Origin of the sequence: Dolichospermum sp. FACHB-1250, from assembly GCF_014696335.1 — a bacterium.
Classification (GTDB): Bacteria; Cyanobacteriota; Cyanobacteriia; order Cyanobacteriales; family Nostocaceae; genus Dolichospermum; species Dolichospermum planctonicum.
Genome location: NZ_JACJPZ010000053.1, coordinates 1 through 25,740, shown reverse-complemented (window position 1 = coordinate 25,740; position 25,740 = coordinate 1). Strand labels below are relative to the sequence as shown.

Sequence of the window (25,740 nt, the reverse complement as noted above, 5' to 3'; positions counted from 1 at the left end):
GATTTACTGTTTCTCAAATGCCTTTTTTCACTTTATATGTTTGTTTTGATGCTCTCTTTAATTTTTTCTCTACGTAATTTACCTCTGTGACAGTTTGGGGTGCGGAATGTGGGATTTAAGTTTTTGTAGTAATATTTACCTTGAGCTTTCCAAAGTGTTAAATTCCAACTGGGTGGTTGTAGTTGTCCTTCGACATCAAAAAATTTTCCCTCTGGAAAAGCAAGATTAGCTACAGCTTGACTCGGAACACAAACATCTGCAACTATGGGTAAAGAAAGACCCAAAACTAAGGAGAGTGCTATTCCTTTGATTTGCATAATTAATTATTACCTCAAATACTAATATTACTAATATTACTCTTCTATTTTTTACAGCAACTCGATTTTAGTTGTAATACTTAATTTTAAGTGTATCATGCCTTGCATAAATATTAAATATTGTATTAAATATTGTCATAAAACTTTAAATAATCCATTATATGTAAAGAAAGTTGTGGAAGCATTGCGGTTTGTAACTATTTTGTACAACTACTAGGCATAATCCTTTAGACTAGGTTTCCATAGAAATATCAAACATTGAAGAATAATCAAAAGTCAAGGTTAAAACTGAAATTTAGTTCTAACCTTGCTGTTTGTAAATTCATAATTTACGCAATTTTCATAGCAATGGCTATCGCACTTTCCAGTTCATCCTGTAGTAAAGTTGTGAGGATAAACACCTCCTGTACTGTTTTACCTTGACGCGCAATGATTTTATAACCACCGCGAATGGGTACAGACACACGCAACTGCATTTTTGGAGCATGACCCCTGGCTCTCCCAATTACCGCAGGTGTGACAGTAAGAATGCCATTGTGTTGGCACAAGCGTTCTAAAATGGGAATTAGACCGGGAATATGGGTAGAGTGATTCCAAACAAGTCTACCATCGGTGGGTTTAGACATATTAGACTGGTTCCAGGGGAGCCATTGTCAACCCAGCGCGACGTAGTTGCTGGTGGTATAATTCCGCTGGTTCTTGGGGTCCTGTCCAGACAATTGCTCGTCCTTCGTAGTGGACCTGATTAGTCAGATCCCACGCGCGATCGCTCGACATACCGGGAATATACTTCATTAAGCATTCAGCGACGTGCTGAAAAGTGTTAAAATCATCATTCAAGACAATCACCTTATAATTAGGATAGGTTTTGCGAGTCACTTGATTAACCCGGTCAGGTGTCACAGTTGGTGCTGAGACCATAGTATACACATCCACAAGTTTTGTCACCATAGAAAAATGAGCCAAAAACGAATTTGTTCAAACTAAGATTACAAATAACTAGTTTAATCTATTGCTGGCTGGGTTAGTAGTCAAGCACAAGCCGATAATATGTCAAAATAATATTTGGTTAAGGTAAACCATTTGATTTCATGATTAAGCTGTTGAAGGTAGAAGCCGTTTCTTCTGGTTTTCCAGAAGCGGGAAAAACTAAAACACTCTTAATAGCAGGGTTATTTACTATTTCTTTTAAACGATGGAATTGTTTCTCAGTAATAGCAATTCCTGCCGAATTTTTCACATAATTTAATTCCTCTGGAAAATTAGCATCATTATAAGCTTGAATAAATACCCGATCAACATTCCATTTTTGCCAATCAGCCGCGAAATATCGTGTAGACCAATAGGGGTTATGATGGCAAATATCAAAACTAAAGTTAAAAAATCTGATCCCAACTCACAATAATCATCGGGGTTTACACAGTAAACCCCAAAAAGACTAAATTTACCGCCAATCATCCCAATTTTCGTTAAAAATAGAAGTATCAGGAAAAGCCGTAGGATTACCATTTTCCGTCAAAATCTGTTTTAAAATTTCTAATTGCGGTTCTTGTCTAGGTAAATCATTAACTAATTCATAGGGGTCAATTCCTTGTTTTAAAGCAAAACTAGCCACAGTTCCCGCAGCAGCACCAGAAGACCATTCAAAAGAATGAACTCGATAAGCAGCAGCAGCAATATGACTAGTAGCAATACTTTTTCCTCCTACCAATAAATTATCAATTTTTTGGGGAATCATTGCCCGGAGTGCAATTTGGAAAGGATAAGCAAGACCCGCACCTCTTCTTTCTCCTGCACGTTCCGTATTACCAGGTAGTTCCGCTGGAGTTTTTGTCATACAAGGATGAAAATCTATCGCATAATGACCAATACCTACAGCGTCAGGATAAATTGTAGAGCGACTTCTGCGAACAACTTTTTCTGGGGAAATTTTACCCATAATTACAGATGTTACTTCTAAACCAGCCACTGTTGCTTTTAAATTACGATACATATTTGCTGGGAGATTTTTTTGATAATATTCATCATTATAATTACGACGAGAAATATCAACTTCCCAAATCCCAAAACCTTCCGGTTGTCCCCAACTGGGACGGCCAATAATACGTCTTCCTTCCCTCATATAGGGGTATTTAGATAAACCATGAACCGTCCCCATAGGTGAATCTAAACCTGTTAAAAAACGAATATTTGTTTGCGGTTGTTTTACTCCTTCTCCTAATTGAGAATCTGTAGTTCCTGCATACAACCAATAAAAATAAGAAAAAGCCTTTTCTTCAGCTTTGCGGAGGGTTTCTGTGCGTAGTCCACCTTGCCAACCTCCTGGTTTTAACTGTCCAGAATTTTCTAATTGTTGACGAGTATAAATCAGATTATCTGCGGCTGTTCCTGGACGGTAATCATTTCCCCAAGTCCAGTTTTGCATGGAAATATCCCCTGGTGTGGGTACGGTAAATTTCACACCATTAAATTTAGTTAATTGTCCTGTTTGGGGACTCCAAATTCGGCGATAGGTAAATACTAAATCAAAGTTTGCTAATCGTTTTAATTCATAACTAAAATATGGTGCATATTGGGAATAAAATGACGGCATTGTGATTTGTTGCGGTGATTTTGTTGCCTCCATAGCAAAGGTATAAGTAAACCCTTGAGTACAATAAGGATCATTAGTTGTGCTAGAAGATGAAGGTTCAAGGTGAGAAAGTGCATCAATTCCTAAACGGTAGGGAACATCTGCTAAAGCAATAATTTCCCCGGTTTCACTTGTGTCTATAACGTACCATTTGCCAAACTTATTGGGAGTTGGTTTAGGAAGAAAACGAATAATAGTTTTACTCAACAAAGATGAGTTTTCATAACTATAAGCATCGGCAATGGTTTGGGATAAAGTATTAGTATTTAAAGGTGGTGTACCTGGTAGTGGTTGATGTTGAATTGCGATCGCATTATTAATAATTTTGCCATCTTGACTAATTTCTAAATCTTTAATTACTGTATTCGGAAAAAATTGTAATTTTCCCTTACCTTTCTTTTCGGCATCTTTGAGCATTTGTGTGATCATATTATGAGCATCACTAGGAAGAAAACAGGAATCACTTACCCAACATTCACCAGGGTTAAGTTTACCATATTTGCGTTGAATACGGTTTCTTAATTCCAAATATCCACGGGAATAGAATTGTTTAGATCTTTGAGTTGGTCTTTCGTCCAATGCAGATGTCCCTTGAGAGGAAATTTGTCCCCCCAACCAGTCGGTTATTTCTGTTAAACAAACTGTTCTTCCCGCAAGTAAGGCTTCATAAGTTGTTGCTACTCCTGAGAGTCCACCACCCACGACTAGAAGCTCACAGTTGACCGTTTTATCTGGAGTCCGTGGAGGAGTGGCTGTAACCGCATAAGGAGCGAGGAATGTGGTAAATAAGCTAAAACTAATGAATGTTTGTAAGCCTTTCTTGTATCTTTGTTTCATGGTTTCTGCACTCTGTACACTACTATGTCAAATTATATAGGGTATCATTGGGAAAAGATTAGTACTTCATTTTACATGATTATGGTACTTAAAGTCCGTGGACTTAAAGACATTAATAGCTTTTAATTGTTTTCATGACAACATCTAACAGTAAAATCGCAAAATCTGTTAATATCAAAAAAACCTAAAAATCCAGTAACCTGACACTAATCATCTATGATAGAGGGAATATAAGCACACCATTGTAAAAACTAACTACCGACTAGGGAAAATTGTCATGAAGAACAAAAACCCCATATTCTCAAATCTAGCTTTAAAAAGTACCATTTTCCTTTCACCTTTAGTGCTATTAACGGCTTTTATTAGTCAAAGCATTGTACCATCTGCTACCGCTCAGGTACTATCAAATCAGCACCAGGAAAAATTAGCGCAAAAACCAGTCAAATCTGATTTAGAAATTGCCTTTACTCGCACAAATACTTTAATCAATATTTGGTTAACTATTTTAAGTTTATTTCCTGTAGCTTTAATTGCGGTATTATGGTTTTTTCGTCGAGCTATAATTAGGGAAATTGTAGAACGAGGAATGCAACAAATTCAAGGGATTGAAAATTTGCAAACTCAATTAACTACAGTTCAAACAGAAGCTAAAAACCTGATTCGAGAATCTCAAAATACTACGCAAGAATTAGCGCAGGAAGTTGATAATCTTAAACAAAAGATTCAGGGTGAACAAGAAAATTTATCCATTCTTTTATCTGATTTACCTAAATCAAAACAAGAGTTTTTAACAGCTTTGGAAATTGAGGTGAAATCTGCTCAAGAAAATATCAGTAATTTAGAGTTTACATTGAATACTCAATTAGAACGATTAAATTTATCTGCTCAACAGCAAAAAATTACAATTGACAATATCAAAAAGTTAGAAACTGATTTATTTTCTGAATTTATCAAACTCAAGTTAGAAGTGGAAAATCAAAAAGATATTGCTATTATTGACATTGAAAAATCTCGCAGTAATTTAATATCTCAATTTCAGTTAGTAGAGTCAGAATCTCAACAACAAAAATATCAGACTTCTGAGAATTTAGTCAAATTACAAGTAGAATTTACCAGTGAATTATCTCAATTTCAATTAGATGTTAAAAATCAAAAAGATATAGTTATAGAGAATATCGAAAATCTCAATAATCTATTTAAATCTGAAGTTAGTGAATTAAAGACTGATACGCAAATCCAAAAATATCAATTTATTCAGGATTTATCTAGATCCCAAAGTGAATTTTCTCAGCAACTTACAGAATTACAAAATACAGCTATTCAACGACAGCAGCAAATTATAGACAATTTAGAAAAATCCTGCGGAGAATTTACATCTCAGTTTTCAGACATACAAAATCATGTCCAAAAACAGCAAACTACTATTCTGGAAAATCTGCAAAATTTAGAAATTGAATTTTCTCAGCAAATTACAGAATTACAAAATACAGCTATTCAACGACAGCAGCAAATTATAGACAACTTAGAACAATCTGAAGAAGTATTTACATCTCAGTTTTCAGATTTACAAAATGATGTCCAAAAACAGCAAACTACTATTCTGGAAAATCTGCAAAATTTAGAAATTGAATTTTCTCAGCAAATTACAGAATTAGAAAATACAGCTATTCAACGACAGCAGCAAATTATAGACAACTTAGAACAATCTGAAGAAGTATTTACATCTCAGTTTTCAGATTTACAAAATGATGTCCAAAAACAGCAAATTATTACTTTAGAAAATTTGCAGAAATTAGAAATTGATGCTCAACAACGGAAAGATATAATTCTCAAAGAACTAGCGGAAATTACACCTCCCCCAGTCATAGAAAAAGCACCAGAACCATTACAACCACAAACTTCTCTTAATGATTATCTAAAAGAAGCAGAAATGCTATTTTTAGAAAAACGTCATCAAGATGCTTTAGCTATTTATGAACAAATCATTAAAATTCAACCTGAAAATCCAGAAAATTGGCTCAAACGTGGTCTAATCTTCAATAGATTAAACCGCTATAAAGATGCTATTATGTCCTATAATCAAGCTATTAAAATTAATCCCGAATATCATCAAGCTTGGTGTGATATTGGTGTATCTTGTGGAAAATTAGGAAAACATCAAGAAGCTTTTAACTGTTTTGATAAAGCTATTCAAATTAAACCTGATGATGGAGTTGCTTGGGTAAATCGTGGTTTATCTTTGGTAGAGTTAGAACGCTATGAAGACGCAATTGCTTCTTTTGATAAAGCTTTAGAATTTCAACCTAATTCTCCTAAAATTTGGCATAAACGCGGTTATACTTTAGTTAGGTTGGGAGAAGATGATCAAGCAATTAGCAGTTTTGATAAAGCACTAGAAATTAAACCTGATTATCATATTGTATATTATCACAAAGCTGCTTGTTATGCACTACAAAGACAAGTTAAATTAGCTTTAGAAAATCTGCAAAAAGCCATTGAATTTAATCCTAATTATCGGGAAGACGCTGGAAATGATATTGATTTTGATCATCTCAAAAATGAGCCAGATTTTCAAGTATTAATTCAGGGTTAAAACTTTCGTTGGGTTTTCATTTAACCCAAACCACAATTTTCTTGAGTTTCTTCTAAAATATGTTCTATGTTAACTAATTAATCTGGAGGATTTAGGATATAATATTTTTGTTTTTGCAAACATTGTCTTATTTGTAATTTAGTTTTCACCTCTTTTTTGTTTATGACTATTCAACTTACTGTTCCGGGAATGTCTTGTTCTGTTTGTGCTAATAAAATCACTAATGCCGTTAAGATTGTTGATGTTAATGCTATTGTGGAAGCTAACCCTCAAACAAAACTTGTCAATGTAGATACTCAAGCTTCGGAAACTGCTATCAAAGAAGCTTTAATTGCTGCTGGTTATCCTCCTTCTTAATGGAATGGTGCGTTCAGCTTTGTGTAACGCACCCTAAATCACATAATGTCTTATTTTCTCAATCAAGTCGCAGGAAAAAAGAAGATTTAGGGGTTGACAATTGATTTAAAATTTGTTATCATGTAAATGACGAGGAAGAACTATTATCAAATAATTAGTAAATAGGCATTTACAGCAAGTTCAGCTTGAGTGAGGTATACTTTATGCGGGCAAGATGCCCGCACAACAGGAGTTTTATCATTAATATCTGTACTTAATAATACTGGAAACTGCTGTATAGTTTGTTTTAACTGACTTAATCTAAATATGGCTTTTATTTTCTCCTTATTCATTCTCGTAAATTTATAAATTAAAATTGTCTCAATTTCTTATATATTTCTATTATTTAATTCTCTGGCTTATTTAATGGCTTTATTTTCTTGAATTTTAGATCATCTAATATTACTTAATAAACACAAAATCAACTTTCATTTTCTGGATCTGATTGACTATTTTGGCCGATTGGATAGTATTTGTGCAAATTGGGTGACAATGTGTTAGAATTATAGCAAAATATGACAACTATTCAAAGTTTATTTGACATAATTTTGTATTTTGTCAAGTTGAAAGCTAAAATCTACATTTTTTGGAGTTTTGGAGTCTATGACAACCTCACAGGAGAGGATTATCCCGACAGATTTGCGAAATGAAATGTCGCGGTCTTATCTAGAATACGCTATGAGCGTCATTGTGGGTCGGGCGTTACCAGATGCTAGGGATGGTCTCAAACCTGTGCATCGTCGCATCCTCTATGCTATGCACGAACTAGGTTTGCTACATGATCGCCCCTTTAGAAAATGCGCCCGTGTCGTAGGGGAAGTATTGGGTAAATATCACCCTCACGGTGATACTGCGGTTTATGATGCTTTAGTACGGATGGCACAGGATTTTTCTATGCGATCGCCCCTCATCAATGGTCATGGTAACTTTGGTTCGGTAGATAATGATCCACCGGCGGCTATGCGGTACACAGAATGCCGATTGCACGCATTAACAAGTGTCGCTCTTCTCCAAGATATTGAAGCAGAAACAGTAGACTTTGCTGATAACTTCGACGGTTCTCAACAAGAACCAACGGTTTTACCCTCCCGCATTCCCCAACTCCTGTTAAATGGTTCTTCGGGAATTGCAGTGGGAATGGCGACAAATATTCCTCCGCATAATTTAGGAGAATTAATTGATGGATTAGTAGCATTAATTCACAATCCTGAAATTACTGACATACAATTAATGCAGTATATTCACGGTCCCGACTTTCCCACCGGAGCGCAGATATTGGGAGTCAGTGGTATTAAAGAAGCTTACACCACAGGTCGCGGTTCAATTACCATGCGGGGTGTAGCCAATATTGAAACCATTGCCCAACGCAACCGTCCCGAACGAGAAGCAATTATCATTACCGAATTACCTTATCAAACCAATAAAGCCGCATTAATCGAAAAAATTGCCGAATTGGTGAATGATAAGAAAATCGAAGGTATTGCAGATATCCGCGATGAAAGCGATCGAGACGGTATGAGAATCGTCATCGAATTAAAACGTGATGCCTATCCCCGTGTCGTTTTAAACAACCTTTATAAGCAAACTCCCCTACAGGCTAACTTTGGGGCGAATATGTTGGCATTAGTCAATAGCGAACCTCAAACCCTTAGCCTCAAACGATTCCTCAGCGTTTTCCTGGACTTCCGCATTTTCTCCATAGAACGCCGTACCCGCTACGAATTACGGAAAGCAGAAGAAAGAGATCACCTATTGCAAGGATTACTAATTGCTCTGTCACAATTAGATGCAATTATTGTTTTAATTCGTCATGCACCGGACGCACCCACAGCCAAAGGAGAGTTAATTACCAATTACGGACTTTCCGAAGTGCAAGCAGACGCAATTTTACAAATGCAGTTGCGACGGTTAACGGCTTTAGAAGCGGATAAAATTCGCCTGGAACACGAAGAATTACAAGTTAAAATCACCGACTTACAGGATATTTTAGCCAGACGGGAACGGGTTTTAGAAATCATCGAAACGGAAATCGGCCAAATTAAAGCCAGCTTTGCTACACCCCGCCGCACGGTTATCACCCATGGAGAAGGAGATATAGATGACATTGACTTAATTGCTAACGAAAAAGCAGTGATTCTGGTTACAGAACAAGGTTACATCAAACGGATGCCCGTCAACACCTTTGAATCTCAAAACCGCGCTACTAGGGGTAAAGCTGGTGCTAAAGTTAAAGATGATGATACCATTGAGCATTTCTTAACTTGCTGTGATCATGATAGCATTTTATTCTTTAGCGATCGCGGAGTTGTCTACTCACTCAAAGCCTATCAAATACCCGTAGGTTCGCGCACCAGTCGGGGGACACCCATAGTCCAAATGTTACCCATTCCCAAGGAAGAGAAAATTACTTCTATTGTCCCAGTAGACGAATTTAGTAGCGAAGAATATCTTGTGATGCTCACCAAAGGCGGTAACATCAAAAAAACCGTCTTAGAAGCATTTAGCCATATTCGCGCCAACGGACTAATTGCCATATCCTTAGAAGAAGGTGACCAACTACGCTGGGTGAGAAGAGCCAGAGTAGAAGACAGTATAATTATCGGTTCACGTCAAGGTATGGCCATTCACTTCCGCTGTACTCATGACCAACTGCGTCCCCTGGGAAGAGCCACCCGTGGTGTAAAATCCATGAAACTCAAGGATAAAGACGAACTCATAGGTATGGATATCCTACCTGCGGCCATTCTCGACACCTTAGATACTAGCACAGAAGTGGAAATAGAAGAAACAGCAGAAATAGAAGAAACCTTAGAAATTGCTGAAATTGAAAATACCGAAGAAACCGCAGAAACCAGTAACAGCAATAGTACCGGACCATGGGTACTAGTCATTACCGTAGGCGGTTATGGTAAGCGTGTTCCTGTTTCTCAATTCCGACTGCAAAACCGGGCTGGTCAAGGTTTAATGGCCACCAAATTCAAGACCCGGAAAACCAAAGACAAACTAGCCACTTTAAGAATTGTCAACAGCGACGACGAAATCATGATGGCCACCAATCGTGGTATTATTATTCGTCAAGCCGTCAATGCAATTTCTATTCAGTCAAGGTCAGCCACTGGAGTTAAAGTGCAACGTTTAGATGAAGATGATGCTATTACTGGAGTTGCGATTGTTCCCCCCGACACTGGTGATAATGGAGAACTAGAGGACGCAGAATAAACCATTTAAAATTAGACGTTGCTGACTTAAAAACTCTTACCTTTGCGCCTTTGCGTATTTGCGTGAGACTTCTTAATCAGTAACGTCCAAAATTAAACAAAATGCTAAAACTCAGACACCAAAAGATATCCATTCCCATCATCTATTATACCTTGTCTCTCCTCAGTGGCATATTCATGGGAACAACCGTCGCCCCTATTGGTGCATGGTTCTTAGCCTGGGTATCCCTAACCCCCTTGTGGATGCTAGTAGTTAAATTTACACCAAAGACAGATAAAAATTATCCATCTCCCCCTGTTCTTGGCTTCATCTGGGGTATCGGTTATCACGGAGTTGCCATATCATGGATTACAGGTATTCATCCCATGGACTGGCTGGGTGTCCCTTGGCTACCGAGCTTAATTATTACCCTCTTTTGTTGGGCATTTATCAGCCTCTGGGGGGGAATTTTCGTCTCTGTTTGGGCGGCTTTAATGGTGCGTCTAAACAAGGGAAACCCTTATTTGCGTGTTCTCATTGGTATAAGCCTTTGGTGTGGCTTAGAAAGCCTCTGGAGTGCCGGACCTTTATGGTGGAGTTCTTTAGCGTACACTCAATCACCATACAATCTCGTAATTCTCCATTTAGGACAACTTTCAGGACCCAATACTGTCACTGCGGTAATTGTCGCTTTTAATGGCTTTATTGCTGAATATCTGACGCAAAGGCGCAAAAGCGCGAAAGAAGAAAGAACACTTCATCCAAAAACCTCTGTGTCCTCTGTGCCTCTGTGGTTCGTTAATTCCTACTTAATCTTAGCCACCACTCTCTTAATTACCTCCCATTTGATTGGCTTTATCCTCTATAGCAACCCCTTGAATTTTACCCCAAATACAGCTTTAAAAATTGGCATTATTCAAGGTAACATTCCTAATAAAATTAAGGTTCTTCCTCAAGGTTTGCGTCAGGCTATGACAGCTTACACTCAAGGATATTTAAATTTAACTAATCAAGGTGTCCAAGCTGTTCTTACTCCAGAAGCTTCTATACCTATTTTTGCCCGTAATTTACCCCAAACTCCTTTGTTAGCTGCTATTCGAGAACGGGGTGTGATAGCTTGGATAGGTGCTTTTGGTGAACAAGACAGTAGTTATACAAATAGTTTATTTACTGTTTTGGGAAATGGGGAAGTTACCAGCCGTTACGATAAATCTAAACTTGTTCCTTTAGGAGAATATATTCCTTTTGAAAATGTTTTAGGAGGAATTATTCAACGTTTATCACCACTAGAAGCACATCAAGTTCCGGGTCAAGTTAATCAAATTTTTGATACTCCTTTTGGTAGGGTGATTATTGGTATTTGTTATGAATCAGCTTTTGCGGAAAATTTCCGTTATCAAGCTGCTATGGGTGGGAAATTTATCCTCAGTTCTGCTAATGATGCTCATTATACGCCAGCAATGGCAAATCAACATCATGCCCAGGATATCATGCGGGCAATTGAAACTGATAGATGGGCTGTAAGGGCAACAAATACCGGCTATTCCGCATTTATTAATCCTCATGGTCAAACTTTATGGAAATCAGGATATAATACCTACGAAACCCACGCAGAAACTATTTATCCCCGTCAAACTCAGACTTTATATGTACGCTGGGGTGATTGGTTAACCCCTTTATTGTTGGTGTTAGGGGTTTTGGTGTGGGTATTCCTGTGATTTTGATGACTTTTTTTCTCCTTTTGCTGACAAATTTTCTTAAAGCAGTAGTATCTATTTTCGGATTCAGACTATCGTTTAAACTATCATCTATTTTTTTACGAAGTGATGATAAAAACATTATATCATTCCCTAGATCAGAAACTTCATCTTCATATTCATCCGAGTCTTCAATTTGATTGATTCTTTCTTGGTATTTGACCATCAAATTATCAACAGCTTCAATCATGAATTTGATGTCTTTAAATGATAAATCCATAGCTAATTCCTTCCCATGATGACTGTAACTATTATTAATTAACTTTAGAGAAATATGTGCCTATCTGTTGTAATGCTTCTTTATAATCCTCCAATGGCATATCTTGAATGGGCTTCCACAGCCAATGATTATCATAGTCATTAACTAATTCTAGCTGTTCTGGTATTTTTGTTCCTGCTTGTAATTGCCACCAATTTTTACCATAACCTGGATTAGCAAATGTTGATATTCCACCTGTTGATTCCCCATCTGCTAACGTGGTCACAACCCATACTTGTCCATCTTTATCATAGCAAGCAATATCCTTATCAGGGCGAACATTATCCATTCTGGGAGAACTGGCATTTCCTTGTCTATAAAGAGTAATTGGTGTGTTGTCCATTAAGTGGGCTTTTAGTCTTTAATTTGTGTATTAAATAGTATAATGCTTGACAAAAAACTATTACTAGAGATACTACCTATTTATTCTAATTAAATACATTTTCACTTTGCGCCTTTGCATCTTTGCGCGAAACAACACATAATTACCAAGTTTAATCATTTAAAAGATGGATGTCTCAAAAACAGAATAACATCAATCACGACATTTACCTCACGCAAAAGCGCAAAGAGTCAGAATTTGATCAGGGTAATTTTTGACTTTGGACTCTATCTGCTTTAAATTAAGATCATTTTTGTTTAATCACGGGAACGTTTAATTAGTGCCATCATCAGGCAAATAATCGGTAAAAATATCCCTAAATTCCGCACTAAATCAATGTTACTATGTCTAATAGCGATCGCTATTAATGTCCAAAATGTCACATAAACATAAATAATATCATCGCACGTAATCATGATTAAAGTCGCAATCGTTGCAGCTACCACAAGCATGATCATAGCCCATACTTGATGATTAAGTCCCCAACCATTCCAACCATAAAAATACAGTACACAAGCCACATTCACCATAGTGGCAACACTAGTCCAACTCAAATAAATACTCACGGGAATATGTAAACATAACTTTTTTCTCCCAGATATCCGCTTTCTGCCAATACGCAAAAGATGATAAATAACCATTAGTGGTACTAAAGTACCGAACATGGCCACCAGAGAAAGAGTAAAGAATCTAGATAGAAATAAATACAACCAAATATTTTGAAAAACACAAGCAATAACTAATAAATACCCTATTTTACGTAAGTCTTCATCCGTTCTTTTATAGGGGAGAAATTGATAAATTGCTAAAGTGAATAATCCTAAATAAATCAGTCCCCATACCCCAAAAGCATAGTTAGCAGGGATAATCAGCACACCTTGGTAAAATTTTTCATAAACCGCATATAAAGGAAGTCCATAGGGCGGAAAAATATTTAATGCTACATTCACTAAAAAAGAACCAACAATAGCTAATAAAGTGATCAGTTGTCGGATAAAATCTTGGTAATTTTGGTAATTTTGGTAATTTTGGTAATTTTGGTAATTGTCAGGGGTAGATCGCCGCATATATTCTATAATAGAGCTTAAACATCAATTTCTGTCCGTTTTAATGACATTATCATAATTAAACACCAATTTCTATTTATCCAACTATCTAAAGGTAGTTGACAGAAACTATAAAATCAGAATTGCATAATTAGACACCTCTGGTCAAGGTTCTAGGGACAATTCATGAATTGTCCCCACAACGGTTTCTAGTAACGCATATTTACAGCAGTTTCCAATCTGATGAAGTACAGATATTAATGATCAAAATCTTGTGGTGCGGGCAAGATGCCCGCCAAAAGTCTACCTCACCCTGATGGTAATGCGCTGTAATTTTAATTTTTACTAAATGTCTAATAATTACCAACTTGGATCACTAAAAAGATGTATGACTAACTTCTCCTTTCTGGGTGGAACTGCGGTAATACAAGCCCGGACAATTTCCCCATCATCCAATTCTACCGTACAAGCGTGACAAGTACCCATCCGACAGCCGGTGGGAATTGATACCCCAGCCCGTTCTGCTACATCTAATAAAGGTTCTCCCACTTGAGCATTAACAGTAACATCATCTGGTAAAAAAGTAATTTCCATAGTCATTTCTCAGTTTTGAGTTGTTAATATTGTTAATAATTATTATTGCTTTCACCTAATTATTCTCACACCAATTATGATAACTTTGATCGCCATCAGCATCACGTCTAGTCATATTCGGATTATATAGTAAATAATCACTTATTATATCGCAATTACTTCTCAATAAACTTTCTAATGTAATATCTGACAATTTCCTGAGAATTATCCTACCTTCACTACTACCAGCAGCTAACATTTTACCATCTGGACTAAAACTGACACCGGTTAACTCCTCATCACCACCTTTTAAAGACATCAGTAAAACACCTTGTCTATTCCACAACTTAACCTGACGATCACTGTTTACTGCTAAAGTTTTACCATCTGGACTAAAACTAACACCAATAAAACCATCACCAGATCCCCTTAGTGTTTTTATTAATTTACCATTTTCACCCCAAATATTAACCATACCATCAAGACTAACCGAAGCTAAAACATCACCATTGGGTGACCATGCTACACCATTGACCCCGCGAGTATGGCCTGTTAAATTTTTGATGATTTCGCCCTCACTTGTCCAGAGTTTAACCAATTTGTCATCACTAGCAGAAGCTAATAATTTACCATTCGGACTAAAACTAACCCAGTTAATAGCATGAGTATGACCAACCAAAGTTTTTAATAATTTACCATCCCGATTCCATAATTTTATAGTTTTGTCCTTACTCCCAGAAGCGAGAATTTTACCATCACTAGACCAAGCTACGGCTAAAACAGTATCTTTATGACCTAGTAAAGTTGTGATTAGTTTACCATCTCGATTCCACAATTTTATTGTTTTGTCCTTACTCCCAGAAGCGAGAATTTTACCGTCACTAGACCAGGCCACACCCCAAATTTGATCATGATGACCAACCAAGGTTTTGAGTAATTTACCATCTCGATTCCACAATTTTATAGTTTTGTCCCGACTAGCTCCTGCAACAATGCTACTATCAGGACTAAAACTAATACTTGTTACCCAATCGTTATTTTCCTGGGGATTACGCAAAATTAAACTATCCCAACGCCATAAAATAATAGTTTTATCCTTACCACCAGAGGCTAAACTTCGGCCGTCAGGACTGAAATTGACGCTATTTACCCAATTATTATGTCCTCGCAGTGTTCCTAATAAATTACCATTCAGATGCCAAAGTTTAATTGTTTCGTCCATACTAGCCGATGCTAGAGTATGACCATCAGGGCTAAAATTGACAGCGATCACACCACCGCTGTGTCCAGCTAGAGTTTTTAGTAATTTACCTTCTCGACTCCATAATTTGATTTTTTTATCTAAACTCCCAGAAGCCAGAATTTTACCATCACCAGACCAAGCTATGGCGACAACAGCATCTTCGTGGGCTGGTAAAGTTTTAATTAGTTTACCATCTCGATTCCACAATTTTATTGTTTTATCGCTACTGCTAGAAGCCAAAATTTTACCATCACTAGACCAAGCTACAGCTAAAACAGCATCTTTATGACCTAGTAAAGTTGTGATTAGTTTACCATCTCGACTCCACAATTTTATTGTTTTATCTGTACTTGCAGAGGCGATAATTTGACCATCAGGACTGAAACTAGCACTATTGACTACAGAACTATGACCTAGTAAAGTTTTCAGTAACTCACCGTTACGATTCCACAGTTTAATTGTGTTGTCTTGACCAGCAGAAACTAGCATTTGACTATCAGGACTGAAATTAACACTATTGACTACAGATTCATGACCCGATAAAGTTTTTAATAACAGACCGCAAGGACTCCAAAGATTAATTGTTGTATCCGCACCTGCGGAAGCTATTAAGGATTTATCATTGCTAAATGTTACCATTTTCACCGCCGATATATGACCTTCTAAGCGGTTACGTTCTTTGACTCCATAAATTGCTTGGTACATTGCGGTTAGTGCTTTTTCCCTAGTAGAAGCATCTACCCATAAAGTTTTATGTAATTTTTGACCTGCTTTTAAACTTTCTTTGAGAGAATTAATACCTTTGTGAGCAGCAAATAAAGTTTCACTAGATGCACTTAAGGTTTGTATTTCACTATTCATGGAGGTAATTACAGAACTAGCCAAGCTAAAAATAGCAATAATAGAAGCTGTTAAAGCAATTTTCAAAGCAATATTTAATCTAATTGCATTCAAATGTTGTTTTTTTTGGCTTTCTACTAATTTTTCAATTAACTCTTTTTCTCTTAGTTCAGTTCTTAAGCGTTCAATTTTTATTTGAGTTTCTTCCTCTCGCTGACGTAATTCTCTTATTTCTGTAAGTAAATTATCTCCCTGTTGATTTTGAGTCTCTACTAAAATAACCTTCTCTTCTGTTTTGCTTAATTCACTTCTGAGCCGTTCAATTTCTTGATAGCTATTTTTGACCTTATCTCGCAATTGATTAATTTGTGTTTGTAGTCCAGATTCCTGTTGTTCTAAATGACGAATTAGGCCTACTAAGTAATCGTGAATTAATTGATATTGCTTGGGACAATTATGAAAGATCACAACCAATCCTGAATTAACCAAAATACTCAAAATTAGATCCAAATTACCAGTGTCTTCTAATTCTGACAATTCCGCTTTTAATTCTGCATGGGTTTTAAAAGGTCTTTTGTGATTTTCGTCGGTTAATAAATATAAAACTAGCAGAGCAGACCGTTCATTTTCTTGTCCACATTCTTTAATTAATTCTTGGATATATTCCTGAATTAACTGCTTTGGGCGATAGGGTTGATATTGTGCCAGTGTAGTTATAAATTTATCTTGTAATTGCGCGCCCACCAATTGCAATTCTATGGGGCGAATTTCACCAACCTCTGAAGACAAATCAGCCAGTAAAGCATCAATTAAAGCTGGTTCTAATTTGAGTTGTGATTGCTGATGTAATTTATGGGAACGTTCAGTTAGGTTTTCAAGAAGTTGTCTGGCATTTTCAGCAGAAAAATTATTAAGTTGATAACGAAATTTTTTGTCTAGAATATTATTTTTAATTGTTTCTATTGATGAAACATACTTAAAATCTAGGAGACGATGTAAATAATCTTCGCGCAAAGTCAGAATAACTTTTACAAATGATATACTTAGGCAATCACTAATAAATTTATCAAATTCTTGTTTTTGATGACCGTCTGTATCACCAAAGAAAAATTCTTCAAATTGGTCAAATATTAAAACTGTAATTAGATGATTATCTGCATTTTTTCGGAGTTGTTGGTAAATGAGATCAACATTCATATCTGGTTGGATATTATCTGAAGATTCTATAGATTCTATTTCTAGGGCTGATTTATTCGCCATTTTCAACATAGCTTTAGTTAAACAGTTCCCTAATTCTTTTAACCAATTTCTATATACTTGGACAACAACTGGTACAGCAATTTGATCACCTACACTGCGGTTTTGCAGTGCGGGAACTAAGCCAGCATTAACTAGAGAACTTTTACCTACACCTGATTGTCCATGGATAATTATCAATTTTTGGTCGGCACGGCTAATTCTACCAATTAAGTTATTAACATCATCTTCTCTGCCTGAAGCAGTAATTTCTAAAGCTATGGTACTATTTCCCAACTTAGATATTAAACCGGGGTTGGTGACTCTCTTCTGCGGTTTTAAACATCCAGCACCGATAAATGGCACAAAACCATATTGTTGATCTAGAGAATTGAGTTTTTGTTTAATGATATAGGATTGAAGATACCGACCCGCTTGAAAGTATAGAGATTTCAAAAGTTCCAATAAGTTAATATAACGATATATATCATATTTATATTCACTACTTTCTAAAGCTAATAATAATTTGTAAGATGCTTGATCTATATATTCTGCTGCTACCGTTATTTTTCCCAGATTATTAAGTGCTTGGGCTAAGGTTAACATATAAATTTGTTCTAATAGTAGAGGTAATAAATAATGATTTAATTCCTCGTTATTTCTGGCTTTTTCTAGGTATATTAATGATGTATATGCTAAAATACTAGCCTGCATCGAATTTGAATTATGCAAAGCTATATGTGCTAAAATATTATAATCACAAGCTACTTGAATTTTCTGCCCATATATTCGATGTAATTCTAGGGATTTTTCAGCAACAACCTGTAATTCTGTCCATTCTCCTAAAATATATAAAATTTCTGCTAATTGCCTAATAAATTCAGATACTAATTTTTTACATCCAGTAAGTTCTAATATCTCAAAGGATTGCGAAATACTTGTTTTAGCTGATTGCAAATTACACTTACTTGCTCTTTTATTTTGTTTAGCAAGACGATAAAAGCATAGTCCAACGTACAACAATAAAATTGCCTTTTTTAAAGGATACTTATAGTCAAGAGCAGAATGATCTTTGTGGCTATAGCAGTCGCCACAACTCTTAATACATTTTTCTGTATTTTCTCTTTCTGGAAATAAATTTTCCTGTTGATCCCAAAAATGCAAACTTTTTTGAAAATTATTTAAAGCAGAATAAATTCGATTATTGATATAATCATCTATGCCAAAAATAAAGTCTAAACTGGAATTTAATTCTGGTTCTATTTCTATCCCCCAGTTCTTCAATTCAAAAATTGCATAATGGAGTTGATTCTTATTTGTCCAGATTTTTTCTAACCTGATGTGATTGCTCTGAGTATAGTCACCTTGTAAAATTTCGGTAAACAAATTCTCTGTTTCTTGTTGCAAAAGTTCTAGCAACCCCTGGGAATTCATGTCAAATCTAATTGGCGTGGCCGCCCAACTGGCAAAATCGGGAGCTAACTGCCAAATTTTAGCTAAAATTTGATCATTTATCCAAAAAACCATGGGCATTTGATAGCATTTGCGAAATTCATCCCGCACCTGATTAATGGAACGCAAAAGATCGTCTATGTCATCAACTAATTCAAACCCGGTAATCATTAATCCAGCAGGTTGGGTTAAGCTGAGTTGTGATTGAATTGTTGTATATAAACTTGTGGTTTTTTTATCTAAAGTGATAGTTTGGAGTTTGTCAGTTCCCCAACCAATTTCTACTAGTTGTTGCCGGATTAACTCATGCAAAAATTTATAGTTACAGCACAATAAGATGACTGAAAACTGATTTTTAGAAAAGGTAATGGCTCTGTCTAAACTACGTAATGACTGTTTATTCGTAGCGATTATATCATCTGCTTGCTGTTTTTTAACCATGATTTAAATTTTTCGGTTTCTGCTAAAACTGGGTTAATTGCAAACCAAACTCCTTGGTGATCACGATACTCAAAGACAAATAAACTACGTAATAAAAGATCGTACTCTATGTCTCCTTTAACTCGTTGTTCTTGGATCACCTGAAATATTAGTTCACTCTCATTCATATCAATGGCATTAGCACGATAATCTCGTTGTCTTCGGATTACCAATTCTACACAATTTCTGTCAAAGGGTGGATCTTGTTCTCGTAAACAATCAAATAGTAATCCTAACAGGTCGCGGACATGACCACCACTAATCAAGCATAGTCTATCTAGACTATCACTATTGTCAAATAATTGGGTAATTAAATTTAGACGCACTGGGGGTGAACTGTTGGGAAATGCTCTTGCTAATACCATTTGGCGCATGAGTTCTAGTCCCTCTATGTTAATTTCCCCAGAACGTTGACGCACTGGGATCATTGGTAATATTTTCGGTGCTAGTCCCCCCCCTAAACGATGTTGTAGTTGGGCGCTATCGTTGGAAAATGTTAGTGCTAAGGGTATAGTATAAACTATATGGCAATTCAGTTTTCGTAATTGGTCTCCTCGATCAATGAATAAGTATTCCGGTAGCGATCGCCCAGAAGGTAATGGACGGATGGCTACTCTATCTAAGTTATCAACAATGACTACTAATCCTTTTTTACCCCTAGCTTTTAGTTCTAAATTGGCTCGATCTAGTAGTTCTGTGTTAATTGATTGGAGGATATTTTCTGTCCGTGGTTCTAGATAGTCTCTTAACCGTCTGCGTAAGTGTGGACTTTCTTTGGTTTTGGCGGTAATTTTACCAATACCTACGGATAATTCGGCTTCTACTCCTAATTCTATCGGTGTTTGCAAAAAATCCACCACCTCACTAAACAATTTAGTAAAGTACGTAGGTTGGACACGGAGTTTTATTGCTTCCATGCTTTTACTGACCAAACCAGCGATCGCTAAAAGAATATCTGTAATATCTATATCCACCATCTCTAAAACATGGGTGGACTCAAAATAGACCACATGAAAATCTTGCGCTTCTAACTCTGCTTTGAGCCTTAACAGTTCCGTTGATTTCCCACAACCCAAATGTCCGGTAAATAGTTGACAAGTTGGTGTATTGGGAGAAATTCTGGTAATAGTCCGCAGCAAAGCCTCAATGATCTTACCCCCACGCACTGAAGCAAAATCAATATAATAGCTCCTGTCGTCTAAATTCTCAATCATCAAAGGCCGAGAAGGATTACAAGCTTGATAAAATCTTTCTAAATTAAGAAGCATAAAAATCCGGTTTACACTGTAATGGTCATGACACCACCTGTCATTTTCTTTTTACAGTGGAAAATCAGACTTATCCGCAATAATCAGGTATAGAAGTACAAATAATTTTATCTTTTTCTTCATAGTCTGATCTTAAACATTCACACTCCCGGGTCTCAATATACGCGGAGTCAACATTCGTTGATCAAGACAAGAGAACACAGAATCATTAACAGATAACTTACTTATATTAAAACTAATATTTATCAAGAGCAACACGCCTAAACTTCCCATCTTCCACTAATAAAAATTAATCTAATTTCATGACACCAGATAATATTTTACCATACCAAAACCTTGATTTAGCGATAAGAACCCATAAAAATCAGGTAGTCTTATCGCTGATTTTCTGATAATTTACCCCTTTATTCGTCAGGTGCAAGATGATGTTAATCCTTGCATTGACCTTTACGGATACAATCTCCTGTTTGCTCACTTCTGTCAGACGGATTTGCCACTAGCCGTAATTGAGTATTATTTTCGCTGGTTAGTTGAGTATTGTCTACGGATAGCTTGTTACCTGCAAAACAAGCATTGGCATTGTATAGATAGACCGACAATACCATTAGTCCTAAACCAATTATGTTCTTCATATAGAGATTGAATTTCCATTGATGATTGTGTAATCAGCAACGTCATCAGGAGCGTGAAAACCTGTACACGAACTAATAATTCTCAAAATTGCCAAAGGAATCCTGTCTCTAGTGTCTAATTCGATACTAGAAATGGTGCAATTTTCAGGTGCATTAGTCTATTCCTGTTGATTCAAGGGAGTAAATCTAGATTTTTACTGGGTTTTACCCCTGCTATATCTTTGATTTCTCCGCAATTGAGATCAACAAGTCGTTGTTTTCATTCATTCACAGATCAAAATCAGATCCGTAACTGCTAAATTTACTCTTACCCCCCGGTAGAGTGAATTTAGCCACAAGATAACGTTCTTTATACTTATGCAAATCTGATGAGTAAAACCCGGATAAAAAAAAGTTTTTTTACAAGAAACAAATATGAATATTATGCGTCAACATATAAAATACTGTAAAAAATATACTCTTTGATTTCTCTCGTCTTTATAGCTTATATGTATATAAGCACTAAATACCTATCTAAAATAAGCTATACAGCCATTTAATAAATTAGGGAATGAGATTTTATCTGCAATTAATACTGATTAATTCGGTAGTATTAATTTAGCGATCTGCTCAATAGCATTTGCAATAATTAATACTCTAATTTCATAAAGTTAAAAATGGGAAAATAAAAATAAATATGCAAATGATACTAAAAATTAATAAAATCAATAGAGTGATTTTCCTGAGTTAACGACAACTTCAAGAGTTTTTGAGCCTATTTATAATAAGAGTGTCAAAATAGTTAACGAATATTGCCTCACAAATGTTTCCTTTCATTTCTTACTCATGACCTCTTCACAAGACGTAGATACTATAAATTCCCCGGACTTCAACCCAGAAGGATCGAGAGAACCAGCTATTAACCCCCTAGATGAGTTACCGGGGGAAGTAGAAATGTCAATTTTTGACCACTTAGAGGAGTTGCGACAAAGAATTTTCTATTCCCTCATAGTTGTGGTAGTCGGTATTATCGGTTGTTTTATCGGAGTCAAACCCCTGGTACAATTACTAGAAGTTCCTGCTCACGGCGTTAAATTTCTGCAATTAGCACCGGGAGAATTTTTCTTTGTCTCCATGAAAGTTGCCGCTTATGGTGGTTTAATCTTAACTACACCCTTTATTCTCTATCAAATCATCCAATTTGTGCTGCCTGGACTGACAGTGCGGGAACGTCGTTTAGTCATTCCTGTAGTGCTAGGGTCAAGCGTGCTATTTCTAGGGGGATTAGTATTTGCGTATATTGCCCTCATCCCTGCTGCTTTGCAATTCTTCATTAACTATGGTGCTGAGGTTGTGGAGCAACTTTGGTCAATTGACAAGTATTTTGAATTTGTGCTGTTATTATTATTCACTACAGGACTAGCGTTCCAAGTTCCAGTTATTCAATTATTGCTGGCTTCCTTGGGAATTGTTTCTTCACAAATCATGTTAAAAGGCTGGCGTTATGTAATTATGGTATCAGTGGTTTTAGGAGCGATTTTAACACCTTCTACAGATCCTTTAACCCAAAGTCTTTTAGCAGGTGCAGTTTTAGGGCTATACTTTGGTGGTATTGGACTAGTCAAACTCACGGGGAAATAATTCAAGTTGACAGGTGACAGGTGACAGGTGATAGGGGACAGGGGACAGGGGACAGGGGACAGGGGACAGGGGACAGGGGACAGGGGACAGGGGACAGGGGACAGTTGACAGGTGACAGTTGCTACGCCACGGGGACAGGGGACAGTTGACAGGTGTTTTTTAAGTAGTAACTTAGGTTATAAAATCACGTTAATTGTTAATCGCTATGCAGAAAGCCAGTTATCCTGATTGTTACCCTATAAAATAGGTTTTGATCAATTAATTAATTTAATTTTGTCAACGCTGGCTAATTTATCGCTAACGTAATCAAAGACAAACTTAACTTGTTTGTTTTACAATAGGAATACTTCACAAGCATGATTCAAGAGCGCGTATTACCCACATTTAATAACGCCACAGTCCAAATCACCAAGGAAGAAGGATTGGGCTTATACGAAGATATGACATTAGGGCGTTTATTTGAAGATAAATGTGCCGAAATGTATTATAGAGGAAAAATGTTTGGTTTTGTCCACCTATACAATGGACAAGAGGCGGTTTGTAGTGGCATCATCAAAGGAGCAATGCGTCCTGGTGAAGATTTTGTTTCCAGTACCTACCGTGACCACGTTCATGCTTTAAGTGCTGGAGTACCTGCACGAGAAGTTATGGCGGAATTATTCGGTAAAGCCACAGGTTGCAGTAAAGGGCGCGGTGGTTCTATGCATATGTTTTCTGCCCAACACCGGTTATTAGGGGGTTATGCTTTCGTCGCTGAAGGTATTCCTGTGGCTGCTGGTGCGGCTTTCCAGTCCAAATACCGTCGGGAAGTTCTAGGAGACAAAACCGCAGACCAAGTAACTGCTTGCTTTTTTGGTGACGGTGCTGCTAACAATGGTCAATTTTTCGAGACGTTGAATATGGCAGCTTTATGGAAATTGCCAATTCTCTTTGTGGTAGAAAATAATAAGTGGGCAATTGGTATGGCTCACGAACGAGCAACTTCCCAACCAGAAATTTACAAGAAAGCCAGTGTGTTTAACATGATGGGTGTGGAAGTGGACGGAATGGACGTTTTAGCAGTCCGTCAGGTTGCTCAAGAAGCTGTAGCCCGCGCTCGTGCTGGTGAAGGTCCAACTTTAATCGAAGCCATGACCTATCGCTTCCGAGGTCACTCTCTGGCGGACCCCGACGAACTCCGCAGTAAGGAAGAAAAAGAATTTTGGTTTGCTCGTGACCCCATTAAAAAGTTAGCTGGTTATTTGCTGGAACAAAATCTAGCCACGGAAGCAGAACTCAAAGATATTGAGAGGAAAATTCAGGGTATTATTGAGGAAGCAGTTAAATTTGCTGAAAGTAGCCCCGAACCTGACCCTAGCGAGTTATATCGCTTCATTTTTGCTGAAGACGAATAAATTAGGGAGTGGGGACTGGTAATGGGTAATTGGTAATGGGTAATTGGTAATTGGTAATGGGTAATGGGTAATAGGTAATGGGTAATAGGTAATGGGTAATGGGTAATTGGAACTATCAACTGTCAACTAACCAAATAAAATCATGTTTACCATTGACATTCAACAAAGACAATACAAAACTTACATCTTGTCAGATAAAACCGCTGGTACACAAATAGAAGTTGTCCCAGAAAGAGGCGGTATCATTACTAGTTGGCTGGTTCAAGGTCAAGAAATTTTCTATATGGACGCTGAACGCTTTACTCATCCTGATTTGAGCGTTAGAGGTGGTAATCCCATTTTGTTTCCTCTTTGCGGTAATTTACCTGATAATACTTATAATGTTGATGGGAAACCGTATACCATTAAACAACATGGTTTTGCGCGGGAATTGCCTTGGACAGCAACGGAGCAAAATACACAAGACAAAGCCAGTGTTACCGTAGTTCTCAATAGCAATGAAGAAACAAAGGCCGTTTATCCTTTTGATTTTCAATTGGCTTTTACCTACGAACTCCAAGGTAATACTTTAGCAGTCCGTCAGGAATATAAAAATCTGTCATCTACACTCATGCCATTTTCCGCTGGTTTCCACCCTTATTTTCTCTGTGGGGACAAAAATCAGCTAGAGGTGGAACTTCCCTCTGGAGAATATCAAGACAACAAAACCAAGGAATTTCACGCTTTTAATGGCAAATTTGACTTTAGTCAAGATGAAATTGATTTTGCTTTTGGTGGACTAACCGCTAAATCTGCCGCTGTTACAGATCATAGTCGCAAATTCAAGCTCACCCTCGATTATGATGATTTTACCACCTGGTTGGTGTTTTGGACTGTGAAGGGTAAAGACTTCTATTGTCTAGAGCCTTGGAGCGCCACCCGCAATGCTTTTAACACGGGTGATAACTTGACTGTTTTAGCACCAGGAGCTAGTTGTACTGCGGCTTTCCAATTAACAGCAAATTTTTTCTAAAAACCCCTTGACAAAACCATGGCTGTTTATGGTATATTGATAAAGTTGGAAAAACAGCAAAAGGGTCGCTAACTCAACGGTAGAGTACTCGGCTTTTAACCGATTAGTTCCGGGTTCGAATCCCGGGCGACCCATTTTTTAGGTTAAAGTATAATTTCATTGGTTGTACTGTGATTAATAGACATCTGGTGAAAGGAATTGCGGAAAAGTGATTTAGAGGGTGTTTGAAAAGTCATGATTGATGTATCAAATATTTTTGACCCCTCCCTAACCTTCCCCTTGTTAAGGGAAGGGAACTGGATTTTCCGGTTTCCCCTTTTGGTAAGGGGGGACTAAGGGGGGTAAAAATGTGATGATACGGAATACCACTTTTAAAACATCCTCTTAGATAAGTCTAAAAACTTAGTAACATTTTTACAGTTACTAAATTGAGAATAACATTCTTCAGCTTTGATTAATTTACAGCACTTCCCGGTGTTATGAGGTACAGTAACAACAATTAGTGAACCAATTTTTTAAATGTTGAGGATTCATCAAATCGAGAGCAACAGAAATAACTTTATCAACTATTTC

General features: G+C 36.9%; 19 protein-coding genes and 1 tRNA gene. 8 read left to right on the top strand and 12 right to left on the bottom strand.

Going from position 1 to position 25,740, the window contains the following annotated elements; all coding sequences use genetic code 11:
- Positions 1-32: 32 nt before the first annotated feature.
- The 5 genes from H6F39_RS16675 to H6F39_RS16655 all read right to left on the bottom strand — a co-directional run bounded on the left by H6F39_RS16675 (position 33) and on the right by H6F39_RS16655 (position 3,786).
- On the bottom strand, positions 33-317 hold the full coding sequence (locus tag H6F39_RS16675; protein WP_190397072.1) for a hypothetical protein: 285 nt from the start codon (positions 315-317) through the stop codon (positions 33-35).
- Between the two features lie 329 nt (positions 318-646).
- Complete coding sequence (locus H6F39_RS16670) at positions 647-943, bottom strand: DUF2103 domain-containing protein (protein WP_028083665.1); 297 nt, start codon at positions 941-943, stop codon at positions 647-649.
- Between the two features lies 1 nt (position 944).
- Positions 945-1,268, bottom strand: a complete 324-nt coding sequence (gene clpS / locus H6F39_RS16665; RefSeq protein ID WP_137907870.1) for an ATP-dependent Clp protease adapter ClpS — start codon at positions 1,266-1,268, stop codon at positions 945-947.
- A gap of 118 nt (positions 1,269-1,386) precedes the next feature.
- Positions 1,387-1,557 carry a hypothetical protein gene (locus H6F39_RS21215; protein WP_370539402.1) on the bottom strand — a complete coding sequence of 57 codons (171 nt, stop codon included), beginning with the start codon at positions 1,555-1,557 and terminating at the stop codon, positions 1,387-1,389.
- A 204-nt stretch (positions 1,558-1,761) separates the two neighbouring features.
- Complete coding sequence (locus H6F39_RS16655) at positions 1,762-3,786, bottom strand: FAD-dependent oxidoreductase (RefSeq protein WP_137907869.1); 2,025 nt, start codon at positions 3,784-3,786, stop codon at positions 1,762-1,764.
- Positions 3,787-4,063: 277 nt separating this feature from the next.
- On the opposite strand from H6F39_RS16655, the gene H6F39_RS16650 reads away from it, so the two are divergent.
- Entirely contained in the window at positions 4,064-6,379 is a 2,316-nt protein-coding gene (locus H6F39_RS16650; RefSeq protein WP_190397071.1) for a tetratricopeptide repeat protein, read from the top strand.
- Between the two features lie 162 nt (positions 6,380-6,541).
- Positions 6,542-6,736, top strand: coding sequence for a heavy-metal-associated domain-containing protein (locus tag H6F39_RS16645; RefSeq protein ID WP_028083656.1), 195 nt, complete (start codon positions 6,542-6,544; stop codon positions 6,734-6,736).
- Between the two features lie 146 nt (positions 6,737-6,882).
- Here the strand turns inward: H6F39_RS16645 and H6F39_RS16640 are convergent, their stop codons facing one another.
- Entirely contained in the window at positions 6,883-7,068 is a 186-nt protein-coding gene (locus tag H6F39_RS16640) for a hypothetical protein (protein ID WP_190371848.1), read from the bottom strand.
- A gap of 310 nt (positions 7,069-7,378) precedes the next feature.
- Here H6F39_RS16640 and gyrA point away from each other — a divergent pair, with 310 nt between their 5' ends.
- Together gyrA and lnt are read left to right on the top strand one after the other, a co-directional pair.
- A complete protein-coding gene (gene gyrA / locus H6F39_RS16635) occupies positions 7,379-9,994 on the top strand; it encodes a DNA gyrase subunit A (RefSeq protein WP_137907867.1) in 2,616 nt (871 codons plus the stop codon).
- 101 nt (positions 9,995-10,095) lie between these two features.
- Positions 10,096-11,691 carry an apolipoprotein N-acyltransferase gene (lnt, locus tag H6F39_RS16630; RefSeq protein ID WP_190397070.1) on the top strand — a complete coding sequence of 532 codons (1,596 nt, stop codon included), beginning with the start codon at positions 10,096-10,098 and terminating at the stop codon, positions 11,689-11,691.
- A gap of 293 nt (positions 11,692-11,984) precedes the next feature.
- Here the strand turns inward: lnt and H6F39_RS16625 are convergent, their stop codons facing one another.
- The 6 genes from H6F39_RS16625 to H6F39_RS16600 form a co-directional block, all read right to left on the bottom strand.
- Positions 11,985-12,332 carry a hypothetical protein gene (locus H6F39_RS16625; protein WP_028090733.1) on the bottom strand — a complete coding sequence of 116 codons (348 nt, stop codon included), beginning with the start codon at positions 12,330-12,332 and terminating at the stop codon, positions 11,985-11,987.
- A 296-nt stretch (positions 12,333-12,628) separates the two neighbouring features.
- A complete protein-coding gene (locus H6F39_RS16620) occupies positions 12,629-13,438 on the bottom strand; it encodes a tryptophan-rich sensory protein (protein ID WP_190397069.1) in 810 nt (269 codons plus the stop codon).
- Positions 13,439-13,777: 339 nt separating this feature from the next.
- Positions 13,778-14,017 carry a 2Fe-2S iron-sulfur cluster binding domain-containing protein gene (locus tag H6F39_RS16615; RefSeq protein ID WP_137907864.1) on the bottom strand — a complete coding sequence of 80 codons (240 nt, stop codon included), beginning with the start codon at positions 14,015-14,017 and terminating at the stop codon, positions 13,778-13,780.
- A 49-nt stretch (positions 14,018-14,066) separates the two neighbouring features.
- Positions 14,067-19,202, bottom strand: coding sequence for a PD40 domain-containing protein (locus tag H6F39_RS16610; protein ID WP_190397068.1), 5,136 nt, complete (start codon positions 19,200-19,202; stop codon positions 14,067-14,069).
- The gene (locus H6F39_RS16605; protein ID WP_190397067.1) at positions 19,172-20,509 is read right to left on the bottom strand and encodes a P-loop NTPase fold protein; all 1,338 of its coding nucleotides are present in this window, start codon (positions 20,507-20,509) and stop codon (positions 19,172-19,174) included. The genes H6F39_RS16610 and H6F39_RS16605 overlap by 31 nt, the downstream gene beginning before the upstream one ends.
- A 428-nt stretch (positions 20,510-20,937) precedes the next feature.
- Positions 20,938-21,141, bottom strand: a complete 204-nt coding sequence (locus tag H6F39_RS16600) for a hypothetical protein (protein ID WP_137909553.1) — start codon at positions 21,139-21,141, stop codon at positions 20,938-20,940.
- Positions 21,142-21,966: 825 nt separating this feature from the next.
- Between H6F39_RS16600 and tatC the strand changes: the two genes are divergently transcribed.
- The 4 genes from tatC (at position 21,967) to H6F39_RS16580 (ending at position 25,301) form a co-directional block, all read left to right on the top strand.
- Positions 21,967-22,761, top strand: a complete 795-nt coding sequence (gene tatC / locus H6F39_RS16595; RefSeq protein WP_137909554.1) for a twin-arginine translocase subunit TatC — start codon at positions 21,967-21,969, stop codon at positions 22,759-22,761.
- Positions 22,762-23,117: 356 nt separating this feature from the next.
- Positions 23,118-24,155 carry a pyruvate dehydrogenase (acetyl-transferring) E1 component subunit alpha gene (gene pdhA, locus H6F39_RS16590; protein WP_137909555.1) on the top strand — a complete coding sequence of 346 codons (1,038 nt, stop codon included), beginning with the start codon at positions 23,118-23,120 and terminating at the stop codon, positions 24,153-24,155.
- A gap of 142 nt (positions 24,156-24,297) precedes the next feature.
- The gene (locus H6F39_RS16585; protein ID WP_190397066.1) at positions 24,298-25,167 is read left to right on the top strand and encodes an aldose epimerase; all 870 of its coding nucleotides are present in this window, start codon (positions 24,298-24,300) and stop codon (positions 25,165-25,167) included.
- 62 nt (positions 25,168-25,229) lie between these two features.
- Positions 25,230-25,301 (top strand) — tRNA-Lys (locus tag H6F39_RS16580).
- Positions 25,302-25,740: the final 439 nt, after the last annotated feature.